Genomic DNA, 15,813 nt, shown 5'->3' with positions numbered 1-15,813 from the left:
GTTGGGGACTGGGGGATTCGCGACCTGGACTTGAAACGATTGTCGATTTCAGTCTGAATTCAGCGGACGCGTTCGTTGATGCGAGCATCTCCAGGCCCCAACGGCCAAGGCGAGGCAGGGAAATATAACGTCTCCGGGGACATGTGAGAGCAGGCCAGGCTGATCATGTTGTCGGTGACCTTGGTTTCTGTTACGCTCTCAATCAAGCCGCATCGACACCCATTGCTCGCGTGGACGTCGGACGCGAAGGGGGGGCGATGTCCGGAAATCCGTCTGACACGTTTTCGGCATCCGGGCAATCGGCAAGGTCATTCAGTCCTAGCGGCGGTTCGCCCTGGAGACTTGCATTGCGGTTGCCGTCAACCCTTCTGAACTACCTCCTCGTCGTCGCGGTGATTGGTCTCATCGTGGCCGCCGTGAGGCTGGGTCGGGCTGACGGCGGTCCACGGCGATCCCGGCTGGAAGCGGCACCTCGATGTCGGGTGGTCAGTCATCAGGTCTTGATCGACCCCACTTCTCACCAGTACATCAGTCTGTTGAACGCGGAGACGGGTGAGATCGAGCGTGTCTCTGTCGGTGAGCCGGATACCTTTGCGTACTCCGTCTGTTCTCCCTGGCGGGACGGCCTGAATCGGATGCATCTCGTCGCCCAATGGCGCGGATACGATGTCAATGGCTGCTGGACTGCGGGGCTGGCGCGCTATGCGCTTCCCGGCGGTGAGGTTCTCGACCGGTTACCGCTCGAAGTGCCCGCGAGTGGTCCGCCCTGCTGGTCCCCGGATCTGTCGGCGACGATTCTCTTCGCGGGGACAGACGGGCGGCTCTATCGCCACTCATTCGGACACAACGGCGATTCCAATCGCTCCAGGGTCGACGGCCTGTTGCCTCGACCGCTGACCTGGAAAATCTCGCCCCCTCTTGGTGTCGCCATCCTTCGGGTTTTGGATCCGACCTGGCCGATCGAACCGAGCCTGGAGAGGACGCTCCTCGTCTCGATGGCGGTCCGGGAAGATCGTGCCGATACGTCGGGGCCGGAATTGCCGCAGTTGTGGTGGCTCCGGCTCAGCGCCGACGGCTGGGCGATCGAGGCGGCGGGACGGCTTGTCCGACCGGCACTTGAGAGACGGGGTGAGCCGATCCAGGAAGAACGCCTGGCCCGGATCTCCGCGACTCCCGACGGTGGCTTAGCCTTGGCTTACCTGGTCCGTCGGCAGGGGCATACCGACCTCGAGTTGCGGCTGGCGCCGGTGACCGTCGACGAGGAGACAGGAGGACTCCGAGTCGATGAGTCGGACGTGATCGAATTGACCGACGGCCTGGCCTGCAGCCCACCGATTTTCTCGGAAGACGGTCGCTGGGTCTATGTCACTGTCAAAGCAGACCTCGCGGAGGTCCAGGCCGAGGCACCCCTACGGGTTCACCGCTTTTCCGTCGTCGACTCCCTGGCCAGTCCACCGCTTGCGGTTCATCCGTGCTCTTCTCTCGGTTTTGCCCCACACGAGTGGGAACCGGAATGCACCGAGGCGGTTCGAGGATGCGAGGCTTGCGGTGAGGCTGAGACTTCTCCCCGCTGGAGTGTTGGTCCGGCCGCCTCGCAGCCATCGCGCGAATGCGAGTGACCTCGGCATCGCACCGCCGAACGGCTTGTCAACTCGCCTTGGCTTCCATCCCTTCGTACGCGTTCACAACCTCGACCACGCCGACTGTGAAGGCCCGGATCGTCGTCCCCGCCGGAAGGCTCACTCGATACCGCTGGAAGTCGGTGTTGGCGTCGTCCCAGTCGGTGAAGACGAGCGCGAAGTCGGACAGGTGGGCGAGGGTGCCGATGGGGCTGGTGTACCATTCGGCCGGGGCGTTGAGCGTGGTGTCATCCAAGACGGTCGGGATCTTCCCGTCCGGAGTGACGATCGCATAGAACTCGAATCGGCCGTCGAGGTCTCCGAATTCCGTCATCGTCATGCCTCCCTCGCTGCGATCGTTCGTCCTCTCAGGGAGAGGGAAGCCTACAGTCTCTCATAAAGATCGTCATTTTGGCACTGAGCTGTGGGAATCGCGTGCAAAACTTGTGGTTTGTGCATTTCTTTGGATTGCGCCCTCCGGTAGGCGTCCTGCTGGTTCTGGCGGTCGCACTTTCGGGGTCCACTAGACGTGCGATCCCTTCGCTCGGATCGGAAGATACCAGAAGAGGGCAATCTCCGTAGTTGCTTTGTCCAGACCCCGATAAAGGTGTTGGTCGAATCCCCCGAGCTGAAACCCACACACCTCGTAGAATTTGCAGGCGGGGACGTTGTTGCTTTGCGTTTCGAGCCTGATCCCTGGCAACCCTCGCTCGCTTGCCCAGGCGATAGCACGGTCCATCAATGCCCGGCCAACTCCCAACCTCCGACAGCGGGCGTCAACGACAAGGTCTTCGATCCAGGCGTACCGGTTCCATCCCTCCGATAAGACGACCCTGCCTGCGATCAGGCCATCGAGATACGCAAGGAAAACAGCGATGTCAGGGGCGTTCTGGTAATCGGCCAAGCCGTCGTCGGCGTAGGATTTCTTGTAGGGGGGGACCGGGACAACCTCGTAGCGGATGACGCCACCCTCGGCGGAGAGAGTCAACTCGGACTCCACCAGGAATGAATCATTGAGCTTGTGAGGATCCCCGGCGGTCTGTCCGTCAAGTGCTTTAATCACCAAATCCATAGCGTCTCTCTTGATCTCATGCGTATGTCTTCGTCGAATGTACAGCAGTCGAAGTGATCTCTCTTGGTTGAACTAATGGTTCAGCGTGAAATGAAGAAACCGGGGTTGGGAGATAAAATGGTGGACTTTTGATCTATATGCAAAGATTGACCGCTTTCTTGCCAATCCCGAAGGAATGACAGGGCGGCATTGTGCCGCCCCTCCTTCGGTCTTGGCCCCTGGGTCGGCGCTCGAGTCGTTCCACCACGTTGCCCTGCTCTCCGCCCAGGCCATCCATTCATCGTAGCGCAGCGGAATCGTTCGAGCAACGACTTCTCGTCGATCAGACGGTGGACTGAACCTTTGCACGGGCGGTTTCCCACGCCGTATCCAACTTGGGCTGCCTCCCGAAATTTGCTCCACGTTCTCTTGCAGCAGTCACTCCGGTTCCGATTTTCTCTCGTCTCTGTTATTGACAGGTCGGAAATATCCGACGCATAATGCGGGCATGACGACCCCCGATGTTTTCGCGGTTTTGGCGAATCCGATTCGCCGTCGAATTCTGGAACTCCTGCTCAAACGGCCGTACACCGTCAATAACCTGGTTGATGAGTTTAGCCTGCATCGCCCGTCCGTTTCGGAACATTTGCAGGTGTTGCGGAGCGCCGAGCTGGTTCGGGACGAGCGGCGCGGCCGCGAACGGTACTACCACATCGAGCCGGCACGTCTCGTTGAAGTGAATGAGTGGCTAAAGCCATTTGAGCATTATTGGCGTGAGCGGCTGCAAGCCTTTGATCGTACTTTGGAAGAGGAATAGCAATGATTCAACCAGGCATAATTCGATTGTCGCAATTTGTCAGTCAATCGCCGGAGAAGGTCTGGCAAGCGCTGACCGACCCCAAAATTCATGCGAAATGGTGGGCAGCGGGTGACGTACGAGCCGTCGTCGGCCATCGGTTCACGCTCGATATGGGGCCATGGGGGCAACAACCGTGCGAAGTCATTGCCGTGGAACCTGAGCGTCTCCTGAGCTATAGCTTCGCGCCTGGTACGCTCGATACGACCATCACCTGGCGTCTTGAACCCGAGAACTCGGGCACGCGGCTGCACCTTGAGCACTCGGGCTTCGACCTCGACTCCCCTCTGGGCAAAACGGCCTTCGAGGGTATGGGGGCGGGTTGGCCAAAGGTCTTGGAGCGCATTTCGTCGGCCATCGCGTCGAGCGTGGCTGGCTGAAACTCCGCTGTTCCTGAAAGCCTCGGTGGCGGGGCTTCGATGAACTTCCTGCTTCTCTCAAAATGCTCAAATCCCGCCAACCGTCGCTGACGCGACGGTTGGCGGGATTTGCTGTTGCCAATCAGTCGGGATGATAGGAGGCTGTTAGAACTTTTTTGCACCGGCATTCAGGGATTACCGACGACAATCCGTGCCACCTTGTGCCAGGCAGCGACAGGCTGAGCTCAGAGAGTCGGGCCTACCCGGCAGATGCCTTTCGTGAAGCCTAAATTGACATTGACACGTAGGCAACCACTTGCAGGCATTGGCTACATGGTGGTAATTCCCAATTGCAAGCCCGGCCGTCTCGCTGCGCCTCCTGCCCGATGCCGGCCGCGTAACCGAACAGCGGCAAGGTCGAGAACGCTGTTTATCGCCTCGTCCCTACGCAGTTCAGGCCCGTACGGGACCGGATGGCATACTAATGAGCGATTCTGGGATGAACACCTAGAGTGACTCGAGAAACGTCCAACGAAATAAGGACGAATGATGACCGAGAGCAAGGCTAAGGACACGTCGCGCGCGAACAAGCCACTCAAGTCGGCCACCAAGCCCAAATCCCCGCCGAAGCCAGGCGCGAAGGTCAAACCGGGTGAGGAAGCGAAGCACGCGACCGGGAAGGTGGCCTCTCGTCTCATCGACGAGCGGATCCGGTCTCTGGGTGGCTGGCGAGCCGAGACCTTGGCAGAGGTCCGCCGCATCATCCACGAGGCGGACTTGGACATCATGGAGGAGTGGAAATGGATGGGCACACCCGTTTGGTCCCGCGCTGGGAACATCTGCACGGGAGAGGCCTACAAACAGGTAATCAAGCTGACCTTCGCCCGAGGTGCCTCCTTGGAGGACCCTCGGGGGCTCTTCAACTCCAGCCTCGAGGGAAACACGCGTCGCGCCATCGACATCCGGGAGGGAGAGGTGCTCGACGCTGAGGCGTTCAAGGCCTTGGTCCAGGCCGCGGTCGCGGAGAATCTCCGGTCCAGCACCCCGAAGTCCAAGTCCCTGCCGAAGCCAGGTGCGAAGAAGGCCAAGCCAGGTGCGAAAGAGGCCAAGCCGATCAAAGGGCGAAACGGCGAGGAGGTCATCCTCCTGTCGGGTGGCAACCCGAAAATCGCGAAGGCAGACGGCGATGCCCCAGTGCAGGCGTACATAGCAGCGATGCCGAGCTGGAAGAGCGACCTCGGGAAGCGCCTCGACGCGCTGATCGTGCGGACCATCCCCAACGTGCGCAAGGCCGTGAAGTGGAACTCGCCATTTTACGGCATCGAGGGCCAGGGCTGGTTCCTGTCGTTCCACGTCTTAACCCGCTACGTCAAGGTGACCTTCTTCTGCGGCACGTCGCTACGACCAGTCCCGCCCGGTGGCACGGTGCGCAGTAAGGACGCGCGTTGGATCGACATCCACGAAGGCGACGAACTCGACGAGGCACAGATGGCGACCTGGGTGAAGCAGGCCGCTGCGTTGCCCGGATGGGTTCCTTAACCGACCATCCCGAGGATCTGTCTCGCCCCAGCGGCTCACGCTTGGCGTGTGCGCCAACTCCCAGCGACGGGGGCAGCGTGAATGCCACGTGAGCCCAATGGTGTGGGGGGAATGATGTGTGGAGTCTTCCCGAAAAACAAGAAAGGGGTTTGCGTCTTTCGCCGCAAGCCCCTTTCTGATCGTCAGTTAGAACAAGTCGGGGCGGCGGGATTTGAACCCACGACCTCTAGACCCCCAGTCTAGCGCGCTAGCCAAACTGCGCTACGCCCCGATTTTTTTGGAGATGACCTCGTCTTGAGTCGGTACTTTTCGATCCCAACGCGACGAGACCCGAAAAAGGAAAGGGGTCTACGGTGATGAGCCGTAGGCCCCTTTTCATTGAAATCTCTCACAGACAAGTCGGGGCGGCGGGATTTGAACCCACGACCTCTAGACCCCCAGTCTAGCGCGCTAGCCAAACTGCGCTACGCCCCGAATTCTTTGCAGACGACCTCGTGTTGAGTCGGTATTATAGGGGGAGCCCTGGATCTGTCAATGCGGTACTGAGAGGAATTACGTCGTGCACTTCGCGGATCGCTTGAATGCAGCCGTAAAGCGAGTGGGAACCCCGATCTGTGTGGGGATCGATCCGCGGCCCGAGGACTTGCCACCTGAGTTTCTCGACAAGTTCCCTGGCGATCGGCCGGGGGTGGCGGAGTCGCTGCGCGTGTTTGGGGACGGCGTGGTCGATGTGGTCGCTCCGCTCGTGCCGATCGTCAAATTCCAGGCCGCGTTCTATGAGGCCTATGGACCCGAGGGGTTTGCGGCGCTCCACGCCACCGCGCAGTACGCCCAAGGGAAAGGGCTGCTCGTCTTGATCGACGGCAAGCGGAACGACATCGGCTCCACGGCCGACGCCTATGCCCGGGCCTATCTCGGCAAGGTTCCCGTGGGCGAGAGCTTCGAACCCTCATGGAATGCCGACGGCTTGACGGTCAATCCTTACCTCGGGAGCGATGGAATCACCCCGTTCGTCAAGGTGGCCGCACGCGAGGGGAAAGGACTCTACGCCCTCGTCCGGACGAGCAACGCCTCGGCCGGTGAGTTTCAGGACCTGATCGCTGATGGGAAGGCAATCTACCAACACGTCGCTCAACGCTTGGCTCAATGGGCCGAGCCCTATCGAGGCGCATCCGGTTATAGCCTGCTCGGCGCGGTGGTCGGCGCGACTTATCCCGATCAACTCGCCGAACTGCGCGCGACACTGCCCGGCATTCCGTTCCTGGTACCAGGCTACGGCACTCAAGGAGGCTCTTCCAAGGATGTTGCCCCGGCATTCGATACCGATGGCCTCGGCGCGATCATCAACAACTCGCGCGGACTGACCTACGCTTACAGCCGGCCCGCCGCTCGCGCCAAGTACGGCGCGGAGTGGCAAGCGGCGATCGAGGGGGCCGTCCACGAGATGATCGCCGACCTTGCCGAGAATACGAACGCGGGCAAGCTTCGCACTCCAACAGCGGAGTGAATCTCCCACGACCGGGCCGATCGGTGTGAATCCGAACGGTCCGGCCGGTCGAGCAACTTCGGGTTGGCAGCGTGTGGGGGCTACGTCCGAGAGTTGGGGCTGGTTACGATGGCGGCTCGTTCGCATCCTCATGTGGGCCAGATGCCAGTCTCATTCCTACCTGGCAGGCTCACGTTGATGTCGGATGCTCTGGATTTCTGTGATTCCAGCGGATCGAGGACGAGACCATGCCACTCGTGATGTTCTCGAAGATGCTGCAAGAATTTTCGGTCGGCGAGGCGGCGGAGCGGATCAAGGCGCTTGGGTTCGACGGGGTGGACCTGACCGTTCGGCCCAAAGGGCACGTTGAGCCCGCCACGGTCGGGAAAGACCTGCCGGCGGCCGTGGCGGCGATCCACGCCCAGGGGTTGGACGTGCCCATGGCGAGTACGGCGATCACGCGGGCGACCGACCCTCATGCCGAGGCGATCGTCGAAGCGGCGGCCAGGCAAGGGATCCGGCTGCTCAAGCTGGGCTACTGGAATGGGCCCAAGGGGAAGCTCCGCGAATCGATCGAGCAGGCGAAACAGAACCTCGATGGGCTGGAACGACTCGCCGAGTCGTACAAGGTCACGTTCGGGATCCACAACCACAGCGGCCCCGGCTATGTGAACTGCCAGCCGGCAGTGGTGGTGAACTTGCTCCACGACCGTGACCCGAGCCGGCTCGCCGCCTACTTCGACCCTGGCCATGCGGCTGTGGAAGGGGGGAGCGGAGGCTGGCGGCAGAACCTCGAGCTGCTGGGTCCACAGATTCGGCTCGTCGCGGTCAAGGACTTCGGCTGGAAGTCCGAGCCGGGGAAGGTCAAGGCCGTCTGGCAGGCTCAACAGGTCCCGCTTTGCGATGGCCTGGTCGCCTGGCCCGAGGTGTTCGACGCCCTCAGGCAGGCCAAATTTGATGGGCCGATCTCGCTCCATAGCGAATACAAAGGGCCGCATAGCTGGCGCGACCTGACTACCCCCGAACTGATCGAGCAGACTGCGGCCGACCTTGCGTTCGTCAAGACGCTCCTGGCGGCGCCGGCGAAGTCGTCGAACTCTGGCCGATCATAAGCTCGAGGAGGCGTGCCGTTGGGGTGAATCCCAATGTGTCCGGGCCGGCGGATTTCGACGGGAGGCTCGATCAGAGGAGATCGGTGAGAAGGGGCAATATTGCTGCGGCCTTGCCGTGGAGGGCGAGGTCGACCTCATCGCTGATCGGCGTGGGCTCGAGGTTGATTTCGATCACGGCACCCCCTGCGCTTTGGGCTGTGGCCACGAGGCCGGCGGCTGGATAGACGACCGCGCTGGTGCCGACGACGAGGAGAAGGCGGGCCTGGCGGACGGCAGCCTCGGCCGCTTCCCAGATGGCAGGCGGGAGCGTTTCGCCAAACCAGACGACGCCTGGTCGGAGGAGTTGGCCGCACACTTCGCAATGGGGCAGGGGAGGGAGTGTCTCGCCATCACGGTCGAAGGTTTGCCCACAGCCGGTGCAGCGGACCTCGAAAAGGTTGCCGTGCAGTTCGAGGACGTCGCGACTCCCGGCCCGCTGATGGAGCCGATCGACGTTCTGCGTCACGAGCGTGAAGCAGGTCAGCTTGCCTGCTAATTCCGTGAGTGCTCGATGGCCGGGGTTGGGCTCGGCCCGCGTGACCAGTTCGCGACGCCAGTTGTAGAACTCCCAGACGAGTGCGGGGTTGGCGGCGAACGCTTGCGGAGTGGCGAGGCTCATCGGGTCGCGCCCGTTCCAGAGACCGCCTAGCCCGCGAAACGTGGGGATCCCGCTCTCGGCCGAGATTCCCGCACCGGTCAGGACCGCGACCGATCCCGCCTTGGCCAAGAGCTTCGCCGCTTTCTCGAGGTCTGTCATCGTTTAAAACTCGGGCAGCGTGCCCCGCTTCACACCCCGAGCGATCATGAGTGCCCCCGTGCCGAGCAGGGTGAAGGGCATCCCCATCATGAACAGGACGCTCCAGTTGTAACCGTTCTTCATGTTGGCCACTTCACTCGGCTGCGCGGCGACCGCTTCCTTGCAATTGGGACATGCCGAAAGGTTGGCCGAAAGCCCCAGGACCAAGACGAGGACTGGTAGAACCCTCCCTACATGTCGCATCCCGTGGCTCCCTGGCAACGTCTGCCCTTGACCTATGCAAAAAAACCTCGAACTGGCGATCACTTGCGTATTCTAAGCTGGCCCGCTCCCCGGGTCAATTCCACGCCGATACGGGGGAGCCTGCATCACTTTTTGGAATGAAAATCGGTTCCCCGGGTGATCACGCTGCACGTCCCAGCTCCGGAAGCGGATGGGAATAAGAACAACCTCGAGGGAAAGGAGTCCCTCGAGAGTCTTGATAATTGACTAAGTCGATCAGGATAATGGTCTTGGTTGAAGTTAGTGCGAAGTTTGTCCTCTGGTCTAGTCGATCTTATCCATGTCGGCCTTCGTTTTCCGGGGGTCGTCCACGTGAACTTCCTGAGTGAGGGATCGCGTCGATGAATACCAAACTCTTTTCGGGATTCGTGCTTGCGGTCATGGCGCTTGGTGCGGCACCGGAGTCGAACGGAGACTTGCCCAAGCTCCAGGGGCGGTGGGAGACGAAGGTCGGGCTCCGCAAGGCAACGGTCGTCTCGATCGAGATCAAAGGGAATGCGGTCGTGGCAACGATTGCGACGCCACAGGGGCGAAAGATTCAGGCGGACGGTGAGCTGAAGATCGATGAGACGACTTCGCCCAAGGCGTTGGACTGGGTGAAGTTCACCACGATTGACGGTGAAGAGGTGCCCGAGATGCGCGCGATCTATCGCCTGGAAGAGGGGCGGCTCTATATCAGAAGTGGTGGGTTCAACGACGATCGCCCGACCGCATTCGATCCCGGCGAAGGCGTCTGGGCGAATGTCCTCGTCTTTCAGCGCCCGGCGAGCTGACGAGGAGGTATAGTCAATCTTCGACGGGCCGGCAAACAGTCTATCGCTGCACCGTTCAAGGGGAGAAAACCCCAAGATAATCAATAGGTGCATTCGCTGAATTCGGACTCTTTGCCGGCCCGTCAATCTTTGTGGATAGAGAATTTCAGGCGGCGTTGGTTTTCATCACTCCGTCCTCGAAAAATGATCCCAGCAATCACCTCCTTCAAGTAGTGGCGATTTATTCCACGACTGATCGCTCTCACCGGTCGCCGTCGACGATGGCGATCAGCTCCTTCTTACCCTCGGCCGTTGCCCCATCAACACTGAGGATGCACTGGACTGAGGATGCACTGGCCGTCTCAAGGCGGATATTGAAGTGTACGCCGTCGGTGCAGCCGTAGACGTACCGCTTGTCCTTCAAGGACCGGTGGCTCCAGGTCCGATGTTTCTCCACCATCCACGGCTTCCGACAATACCTCAGGTCGGCTCGTTCGAGACCGACCCTGGGCCACTCCTCGTCGCCAACAAACGTCCCCGAAACTGGTCCCTTTCCAGCCCTTCCGAGAGACAGGGTGAGCCGCCGCGCGCGCTGGCCGAGAGATCAAGCGTACGCGTGATGTTCGTCGAGCCCGTAAGGGCCTCTTCGATAGTCTCGGAGCCGGATTATCGAACGTCTACCTCTCGAAATTGCATCGTTTGGAACCGGCAAGTGCTAAAGCGGGAAAGCTGGGGGGCCGATTTGGGCGCCGGGAATTACTATTGTTCTCCTGATCACGCAAATCGCTATTAAAGTCATAACCCGCACAGTCCGATCGAATAGACAGCGGACCGTCGGTATGGCCGATTCGACGATTCGCTGAGGATGCTCATGAAGACCCCGGCATGAGCCAGGAGGTGATCGCTCACTACTTGTTCGGCGGGATGGCCGACAAGCGCAAATTCCTCAAGGACGAGGCAGATGACCCACCTCTCAACGAGAACTTCGAATACAAAGCATATGAAGCACGTGATTGCGAGAGCGATCGCTTGCAGCATCATATTGCTGGTTCTGCCGTCCTGCGGAATCCCCCCCCTCCGTAAGGCGGAGCCGCCGCCAGGCTTGCCGGAAAGCCTCAATGGATCGACCAGCCCGGAAAACTCATCGCAGCTCACGATCGAAGAGTTTTACCATGATCCTATGCTGACGAGCTTGATCTGTCAGGCTGTGGCCAACAATCGAGAGCTGAAGATCCTGAATGAGGACGTCCAGATCGCCAGCAACCAGATTCTGTCGCGGTCAGGGGCGTACCTTCCCTTCGTCACTGCCGGGGCTGGCGCGGGGCTGAACAGAGCTAGCCGCTTCACGCTTGATGGGGCTGCCATACTCAACGACCCGTATTTGCCCGGGCAGTACTTTTCCCTTGCGCATGGAAATTTCGGGGGGGGCATCAACCTCACCTGGCAGCTGGACATCTACAGGCAGCTGCGGAATGCCAGGGACGCGGCAGGGCAGCGCTACAACGTCGCCCTTGAGAAGCGGAACTACTTCATAACCCGTCTGGCCGCCGATGTTGCCGAGAATTATTACAGGCTGATGGCGCTCGACAAACGGCTTGAGAATCAGAATCTAACCATCGAGCTTCAGGAGCGAAGCCTCGAGATCGCCAAGGACCTGAAGGAAGCTGCCCGCATCAACGAGCTGGGTGTCCTACGATTCCAGGCTGAGGTTCGCAAGAACCAGAGCGAAAAGCTGATCGTGAATCAGGACATCGTCGTGACCGAGAACAAGATCAACTTCCTCGTCAATCGCTTCCCGCAGCCCGTCGAACGCGTGTCTGCAGGATTCTACGATCTGAACATTAACAGACTGAGCGTTGGAGTGCCCTCGCAGTTGCTCCAGAACCGACCCGATATCCGCCAAGCTGAGCGCGATCTGGCGGCTACCGGGCTCGACGTGAAGGTCGCCCGGGTTAACTTCTTTCCTCAGCTGGTGCTCAATGGTGGCACAGGCCTTGAGGCCTTCGTCATCAATCATCTATTCGAACCGCAGGCAGTGGTTGGCAGTCTTGCGAGTAGCCTGGTCGGGCCGCTGGTCAACAAGAGAGCGATCAGGGCCGAGTATCTCACCGCGAACGCCAGGCAATTGCAGGCTATCTACAACTACCAGCGCGTCGTCCTCAACGCCTTCACCGAGGTTGTCAACCGCCTGTCCATGGTGGAGAAGTACACCAACAGCATCGAAATCAAGAAGCAGCAGTTGGCCGCGCTCGAGGCCTCAGTCGAGGTCGCCGGCAACCTTTTTCAGAATGCCCGAGTCGAATACATCGATGTGCTGTTCGCTCAGCGTGACCTCAGGGATGCGAGAGCGACCTTGATCGATACCAAAGTGGAGCAACTGTCTGCCATCGTCAACACCTACCAAGCCCTCGGCGGCGGCTTGTCGTCGAATCCCAATGGGGTTGGCGGCGTTCCCGATCAGAACCCGTACATCCACACGGTCAGCCGTGGCGAGACCTTCCGGACGATCTCGCAGCGCTACTATGAGTCGGAACGGTATCACAAGGCCCTCTGGGCAGCCAACAAGACGGCCGTCCCCGACCCTGACCGCCTGACGGTCGGCGACAAACTCATCATTCCTCCGGCCGACCAACTCGACCAGGCCCTGATTGATGTGGGCCCCACACCTGCCTCGCCCCGCCCCGAGACGGTGCCCGACAACCAACCGGCGATTCCGCCACCACCCGAAAGCCTGCCTAGCCCGTTCGGCGAGAAGGAGACCAAAGACCCCGCGGACTCGCCGAATCCGGCGACGGAGAAGTGAGCGGCCGATTCGCTCGCGGCATGAGAGAAGGACGCGATCATCTCCGACACACCCGATTTTGGGGGAGCCTTTCACGGTCGGTAGCAACTTGCGCTACCGGCCTCCCGCGGTCACTTTCTTAGATGGTATGAGCGCCAAGCCACCCCCGCTCGACGACCTCCAGGGCAAGATACCGGCCGATGCCCTGGAGGCCATCCTCAGCCCGGTCGATTCGTTCGAGCGGCGGATCGCCGCCCTCGAGCCACGACTCAACCGGAATTCGTCCAACTCCTCCCAGCCGCCATCCCCCGAACCGCACGGTGCGGGTGGGTGATCGGGGCAGGCTGACATCCTCGAGAACGCCTGATCGGCTCGCTCTACGAGTCCCAGAGAGGTTCGTCGCGACCTGTCAGCTAGCTCTCCGGGGCCTCTGGATCGGGTTGGTCAGGCCGGAGGATGAGGTTGAGGAGCACGCCCACCTCGCGGTGCGACTCAACCGAATGCCTCAGCGGGCGTTCCAGGTGCACCTCGTAGCGATTCCGCCGCCCCGCGCGCGAGCGTGAAAGGTAACCTCCCTCCTCGAGGTCGGCCACAATCCGCTGAACGGCCCGTTCGGTGATCCCCACCCGATGTGCCACCTCTCGGAGGCGCACCTCGGACTCTTTTGCGATGCAGAGCAGCACGTGGGCGTGGTTACTCAGGAATGTCCACTCGGGACCGGTTCCCACGGTTCGAACAACCATACGCCGTCTCTTGACTTCCGTTGATAGTGAGGCTATAAATTTTACGACTTGGATGTCGTGTATTTCTTGTCCGGAATTTTTGGAGTCACCTCGCACGTCGATAGAGTATATAATGTGAGGCTGTGGGCTTCACCCAGCCAGCTGGAGAAATCGCAGAAGTGATCTGGTAGAAAGCCATCTCGTCGGACGCCGGCGAGCGAGCCTCGAATCATGACATTCGAGAAGCGAGGGGCCATGCCCAACCGTAAAAGCCTCGTCTCCACGTTCTTGATCACGTCCTTGCTGGCGCTGCTGGCTGGGATTCTGGTTGGACCGATTCGGACGCCGGGGTTTGCCACCGTCTCGTCCCGGCCTGATTGCCTCTGCCACAATCTCGCTCTCCCCACGGGCCAACCTAAGGCATGCCTTCGCGCAGTGATAGCCACCGACGTCGTTCTGCAGATGAATGCCTGTCCTTCCAAGAATGAAAAGCAGGATCGGGCCGATGCTTTGGACAAGGCTCCCGAGAATGAAGAACAGGAATGGGCCGATGTTCGGGATGAGCCTCGAATTTTCTTCCTACTCCCTGGTTCCTTCCGCAAGGTCCCCGATCGCCAGTTGATCGCCCCCCCCTCGATCTTCTCCCTCTGTCCTCTCCGCTGTTGATCATCCACTGATGGATCTCTGACTACCGGCTGATGTCTCGCCGGTCCTTCACGCGTCGTCCAGGCTCCGCCCTGGGGGATGGCGTGCAGTCGACATCGTCTGCTCGGCCAGACCGTGCCTCGCCAATGCCCAGGTCTTGGGTTCGACGTCCCTCGTGGTCGTCGGTTCGGCGTGACCCGGCCGTGGACGTCTGCGATCGATCGACAACGACTTGGTCGGGAGATCATCCCGCGCGCCTTTCCGACGCTATCTCCCCCCCCTCTGGCGTCGAATCGAGTCGGACTGCCGTCCGTACTCGAATTCCTCCAACCCACTCCGTGGTTCCTTGCCCAAGGAATCGGGACAGAGTCGAGTCGAGAAGAGTCGAACAGGAGCCCTGCGATGAATCCGATTAAGTTCGCCATGCGACGACCGGTGACCACCTTGATGCTGGTCGTCGCCCTGATCAGCGGCGGGGTCTTCGGCCTGTATAAGATGCGTGTGGACATCCCACAGCTGAATACCCCCAAAATTTACGCGTGCCTTGATTACCTTGGCGTGGGTGCCAAACAGATGAAAGGACGCATCGTCGGCCAGTTTGAGTCGTATTTTCACAAGCACGAGGAGCAGCCCCACGAGGAGCATCATAAGATTCTGGTCACCCGCCCTCAGGCCAAAGCCGTCGTCCTCACCCAGGAATATGTCTGCCAGATCCACTCACGGCGACATATCAATGTCCGTGCTTTGGATAACGGGTATCTCGAGGCGATCTCGGTCAAGGAAGGCCAGGCGGTGAAGAAGGGCGATTTGATGTTCAAAATCGTCCCAGTTCTTTACCAGGCAAGGCTGAACGCCGAGAACGCCGAGGCCCAACTCGCGCAACTGGAGTACAAGAACACCAAGAAGCTGTTCGAGAAAAATGTGGTCTCTCAGAATGAGGTGGCACTGCTCCAGGCCAAACTGGCAAAGGCCCAGGCCAAGGCGGAGCTGGCGGGGGCCGAATTGAACTTTACCAACATCAGAGCACCTTTCGACGGGATCGTCGACCGCCTGCAGGAGCAGTTGGGCAGCCTGATCAAGGAGGGGGACAGCCTCACGACCTTGTCCGATAACAGCTTGATGTGGGTTTATTTCAATGTGCCCGAGGCCCAATATCTCGAATACATGGCCGTCCTGGGTCATCATGAAGGGGATCAGCAAATCGAACTGGTGCTGGCAAACGGTGAGACGTTCAAGCAGACTGGCAAGATCGGTGCGATCGAGGCCAAATTCAACAACGAGACCGGGAACATCCCCTTCCGCGCGGATTTTCCGAACCCGGATCGCTTGCTGCGTCACGGTCAGACCGGCACCGTGTTGATCAACCGAGTGGTGAAGAACGCCATCGTCATCCCTCAGCGGGCGGCCTTCGAGACTCTCGACAAGCGGTACGTTTACGTCGTCGACAAGGATGACGTGGTGCACCAGCGCGAGATCGTCGTCCAGAACGAAAAGGATGACATTTATGTTATCAAAAAAGGGCTTGATGTGAACGACAGGATCGTTCTCGAAGGGGGCCTCCAGGTTCGCGAGGGTGAGAAGGTGGACTTCGAGTTTCGTCAGCCGGAACTGGTGATTGCAAGCCTAAAAAACAAGGCGGAATAACAAACCGCTTTCCGGGACGGAACTCAACCAGATTCTCTCAGAACTGTACTTTCCGAGACCAGATCTCGAGAGATGCAGCCGATTCCCGGCCCTCTCGGATTTCCGCCCAATCGACTTGGCCCCCAAGAGTGCAGGCAAATTGGCGATGGAGTGGGCCGGGTCGGTCGG

Annotated in this window: 17 protein-coding genes and 2 tRNA genes; 11 read left to right on the top strand and 8 right to left on the bottom strand. The window is 60.1% G+C overall.

Annotated features, from left to right (window positions below):
- The first annotated feature begins 347 nt into the window (after positions 1 to 347).
- Positions 348 to 1,619 carry a hypothetical protein gene (locus SINAC_RS33865; RefSeq protein WP_020466511.1) on the top strand — a complete coding sequence of 424 codons (1,272 nt, stop codon included), beginning with the start codon at positions 348 to 350 and terminating at the stop codon, positions 1,617 to 1,619.
- A 28-nt stretch (positions 1,620 to 1,647) separates the two neighbouring features.
- Here SINAC_RS33865 and SINAC_RS33860 read toward each other — a convergent pair whose 3' ends face one another.
- Both SINAC_RS33860 and SINAC_RS33855 read right to left on the bottom strand, forming a co-directional pair.
- Positions 1,648 to 1,953, bottom strand: a complete 306-nt coding sequence (locus SINAC_RS33860; RefSeq protein ID WP_015250040.1) for a hypothetical protein — start codon at positions 1,951 to 1,953, stop codon at positions 1,648 to 1,650.
- 189 nt (positions 1,954 to 2,142) lie between these two features.
- Positions 2,143 to 2,691 (bottom strand): GNAT family N-acetyltransferase, encoded by a 549-nt coding sequence (locus SINAC_RS33855; RefSeq protein ID WP_015250039.1) that lies wholly within the window; start codon positions 2,689 to 2,691, stop codon positions 2,143 to 2,145.
- Positions 2,692 to 3,178: 487 nt separating this feature from the next.
- On the opposite strand from SINAC_RS33855, the gene SINAC_RS33850 reads away from it, so the two are divergent.
- The 3 genes from SINAC_RS33850 (at position 3,179) to SINAC_RS33840 (ending at position 5,424) form a co-directional block, all read left to right on the top strand.
- On the top strand, positions 3,179 to 3,487 hold the full coding sequence (locus tag SINAC_RS33850) for an ArsR/SmtB family transcription factor (RefSeq protein ID WP_015250038.1): 309 nt from the start codon (positions 3,179 to 3,181) through the stop codon (positions 3,485 to 3,487).
- A 2-nt stretch (positions 3,488 to 3,489) separates the two neighbouring features.
- On the top strand, positions 3,490 to 3,906 hold the full coding sequence (locus tag SINAC_RS33845; protein ID WP_015250037.1) for an SRPBCC family protein: 417 nt from the start codon (positions 3,490 to 3,492) through the stop codon (positions 3,904 to 3,906).
- A 525-nt stretch (positions 3,907 to 4,431) separates the two neighbouring features.
- On the top strand, positions 4,432 to 5,424 hold the full coding sequence (locus tag SINAC_RS33840) for a DUF1801 domain-containing protein (RefSeq protein ID WP_020466509.1): 993 nt from the start codon (positions 4,432 to 4,434) through the stop codon (positions 5,422 to 5,424).
- A 196-nt stretch (positions 5,425 to 5,620) separates the two neighbouring features.
- Here the strand turns inward: SINAC_RS33840 and SINAC_RS33835 are convergent.
- Both SINAC_RS33835 and SINAC_RS33830 read right to left on the bottom strand, forming a co-directional pair.
- A tRNA-Pro gene (locus SINAC_RS33835) sits at positions 5,621 to 5,695 on the bottom strand.
- 128 nt (positions 5,696 to 5,823) lie between these two features.
- Positions 5,824 to 5,898: transfer RNA gene (locus SINAC_RS33830), tRNA-Pro, on the bottom strand.
- A gap of 85 nt (positions 5,899 to 5,983) precedes the next feature.
- Between SINAC_RS33830 and pyrF the strand changes: the two genes are divergently transcribed.
- Positions 5,984 to 6,931 (top strand): orotidine-5'-phosphate decarboxylase, encoded by a 948-nt coding sequence (gene pyrF, locus SINAC_RS33825; protein WP_015250035.1) that lies wholly within the window; start codon positions 5,984 to 5,986, stop codon positions 6,929 to 6,931.
- Positions 6,932 to 7,158: 227 nt separating this feature from the next.
- Positions 7,159 to 8,022, top strand: a complete 864-nt coding sequence (locus SINAC_RS33820; protein ID WP_015250034.1) for a sugar phosphate isomerase/epimerase family protein — start codon at positions 7,159 to 7,161, stop codon at positions 8,020 to 8,022.
- A 70-nt stretch (positions 8,023 to 8,092) separates the two neighbouring features.
- On the opposite strand, the gene SINAC_RS33815 is transcribed toward SINAC_RS33820, so the two are convergent.
- Together SINAC_RS33815 and SINAC_RS33810 are read right to left on the bottom strand one after the other, a co-directional pair.
- Entirely contained in the window at positions 8,093 to 8,818 is a 726-nt protein-coding gene (locus SINAC_RS33815; RefSeq protein WP_015250033.1) for an SIR2 family NAD-dependent protein deacylase, read from the bottom strand.
- Positions 8,819 to 8,821: 3 nt separating this feature from the next.
- On the bottom strand, positions 8,822 to 9,061 hold the full coding sequence (locus SINAC_RS33810) for a hypothetical protein (RefSeq protein WP_015250032.1): 240 nt from the start codon (positions 9,059 to 9,061) through the stop codon (positions 8,822 to 8,824).
- 380 nt (positions 9,062 to 9,441) lie between these two features.
- Between SINAC_RS33810 and SINAC_RS33805 the strand changes: the two genes are divergently transcribed.
- Positions 9,442 to 9,873: a hypothetical protein gene (locus SINAC_RS33805; protein ID WP_015250031.1), complete on the top strand. Its 432-nt coding sequence runs from the start codon at positions 9,442 to 9,444 to the stop codon at positions 9,871 to 9,873.
- A 241-nt stretch (positions 9,874 to 10,114) separates the two neighbouring features.
- On the opposite strand, the gene SINAC_RS33800 is transcribed toward SINAC_RS33805, so the two are convergent.
- Positions 10,115 to 10,312: a transposase gene (locus SINAC_RS33800; RefSeq protein WP_020466507.1), complete on the bottom strand. Its 198-nt coding sequence runs from the start codon at positions 10,310 to 10,312 to the stop codon at positions 10,115 to 10,117.
- Positions 10,313 to 10,852: 540 nt separating this feature from the next.
- Here SINAC_RS33800 and SINAC_RS33795 point away from each other — a divergent pair.
- Both SINAC_RS33795 and SINAC_RS40355 read left to right on the top strand, forming a co-directional pair.
- Positions 10,853 to 12,655 carry a TolC family protein gene (locus tag SINAC_RS33795; RefSeq protein WP_202802860.1) on the top strand — a complete coding sequence of 601 codons (1,803 nt, stop codon included), beginning with the start codon at positions 10,853 to 10,855 and terminating at the stop codon, positions 12,653 to 12,655.
- 127 nt (positions 12,656 to 12,782) lie between these two features.
- A complete protein-coding gene (locus SINAC_RS40355; protein WP_154673750.1) occupies positions 12,783 to 12,968 on the top strand; it encodes a DUF6444 domain-containing protein in 186 nt (61 codons plus the stop codon).
- A 79-nt stretch (positions 12,969 to 13,047) separates the two neighbouring features.
- Here the strand turns inward: SINAC_RS40355 and SINAC_RS33785 are convergent, their stop codons facing one another.
- A complete protein-coding gene (locus SINAC_RS33785) occupies positions 13,048 to 13,377 on the bottom strand; it encodes a helix-turn-helix transcriptional regulator (RefSeq protein WP_015250029.1) in 330 nt (109 codons plus the stop codon).
- A 234-nt stretch (positions 13,378 to 13,611) separates the two neighbouring features.
- On the opposite strand from SINAC_RS33785, the gene SINAC_RS33780 reads away from it, so the two are divergent.
- Both SINAC_RS33780 and SINAC_RS33775 read left to right on the top strand, forming a co-directional pair.
- Positions 13,612 to 14,022 carry a hypothetical protein gene (locus SINAC_RS33780; RefSeq protein WP_237722694.1) on the top strand — a complete coding sequence of 137 codons (411 nt, stop codon included), beginning with the start codon at positions 13,612 to 13,614 and terminating at the stop codon, positions 14,020 to 14,022.
- Positions 14,023 to 14,403: 381 nt separating this feature from the next.
- The gene (locus tag SINAC_RS33775) at positions 14,404 to 15,645 is read left to right on the top strand and encodes an efflux RND transporter periplasmic adaptor subunit (RefSeq protein ID WP_015250027.1); all 1,242 of its coding nucleotides are present in this window, start codon (positions 14,404 to 14,406) and stop codon (positions 15,643 to 15,645) included.
- Positions 15,646 to 15,813: the final 168 nt, after the last annotated feature.

It is taken from the genome of Singulisphaera acidiphila DSM 18658 (assembly GCF_000242455.2).
Lineage (GTDB): Bacteria > Planctomycetota > Planctomycetia > Isosphaerales > Isosphaeraceae > Singulisphaera > Singulisphaera acidiphila.
The sequence above is the reverse complement of the archived record's forward strand: the minus strand, read 5'-3'. Positions and strand labels throughout refer to the sequence as shown.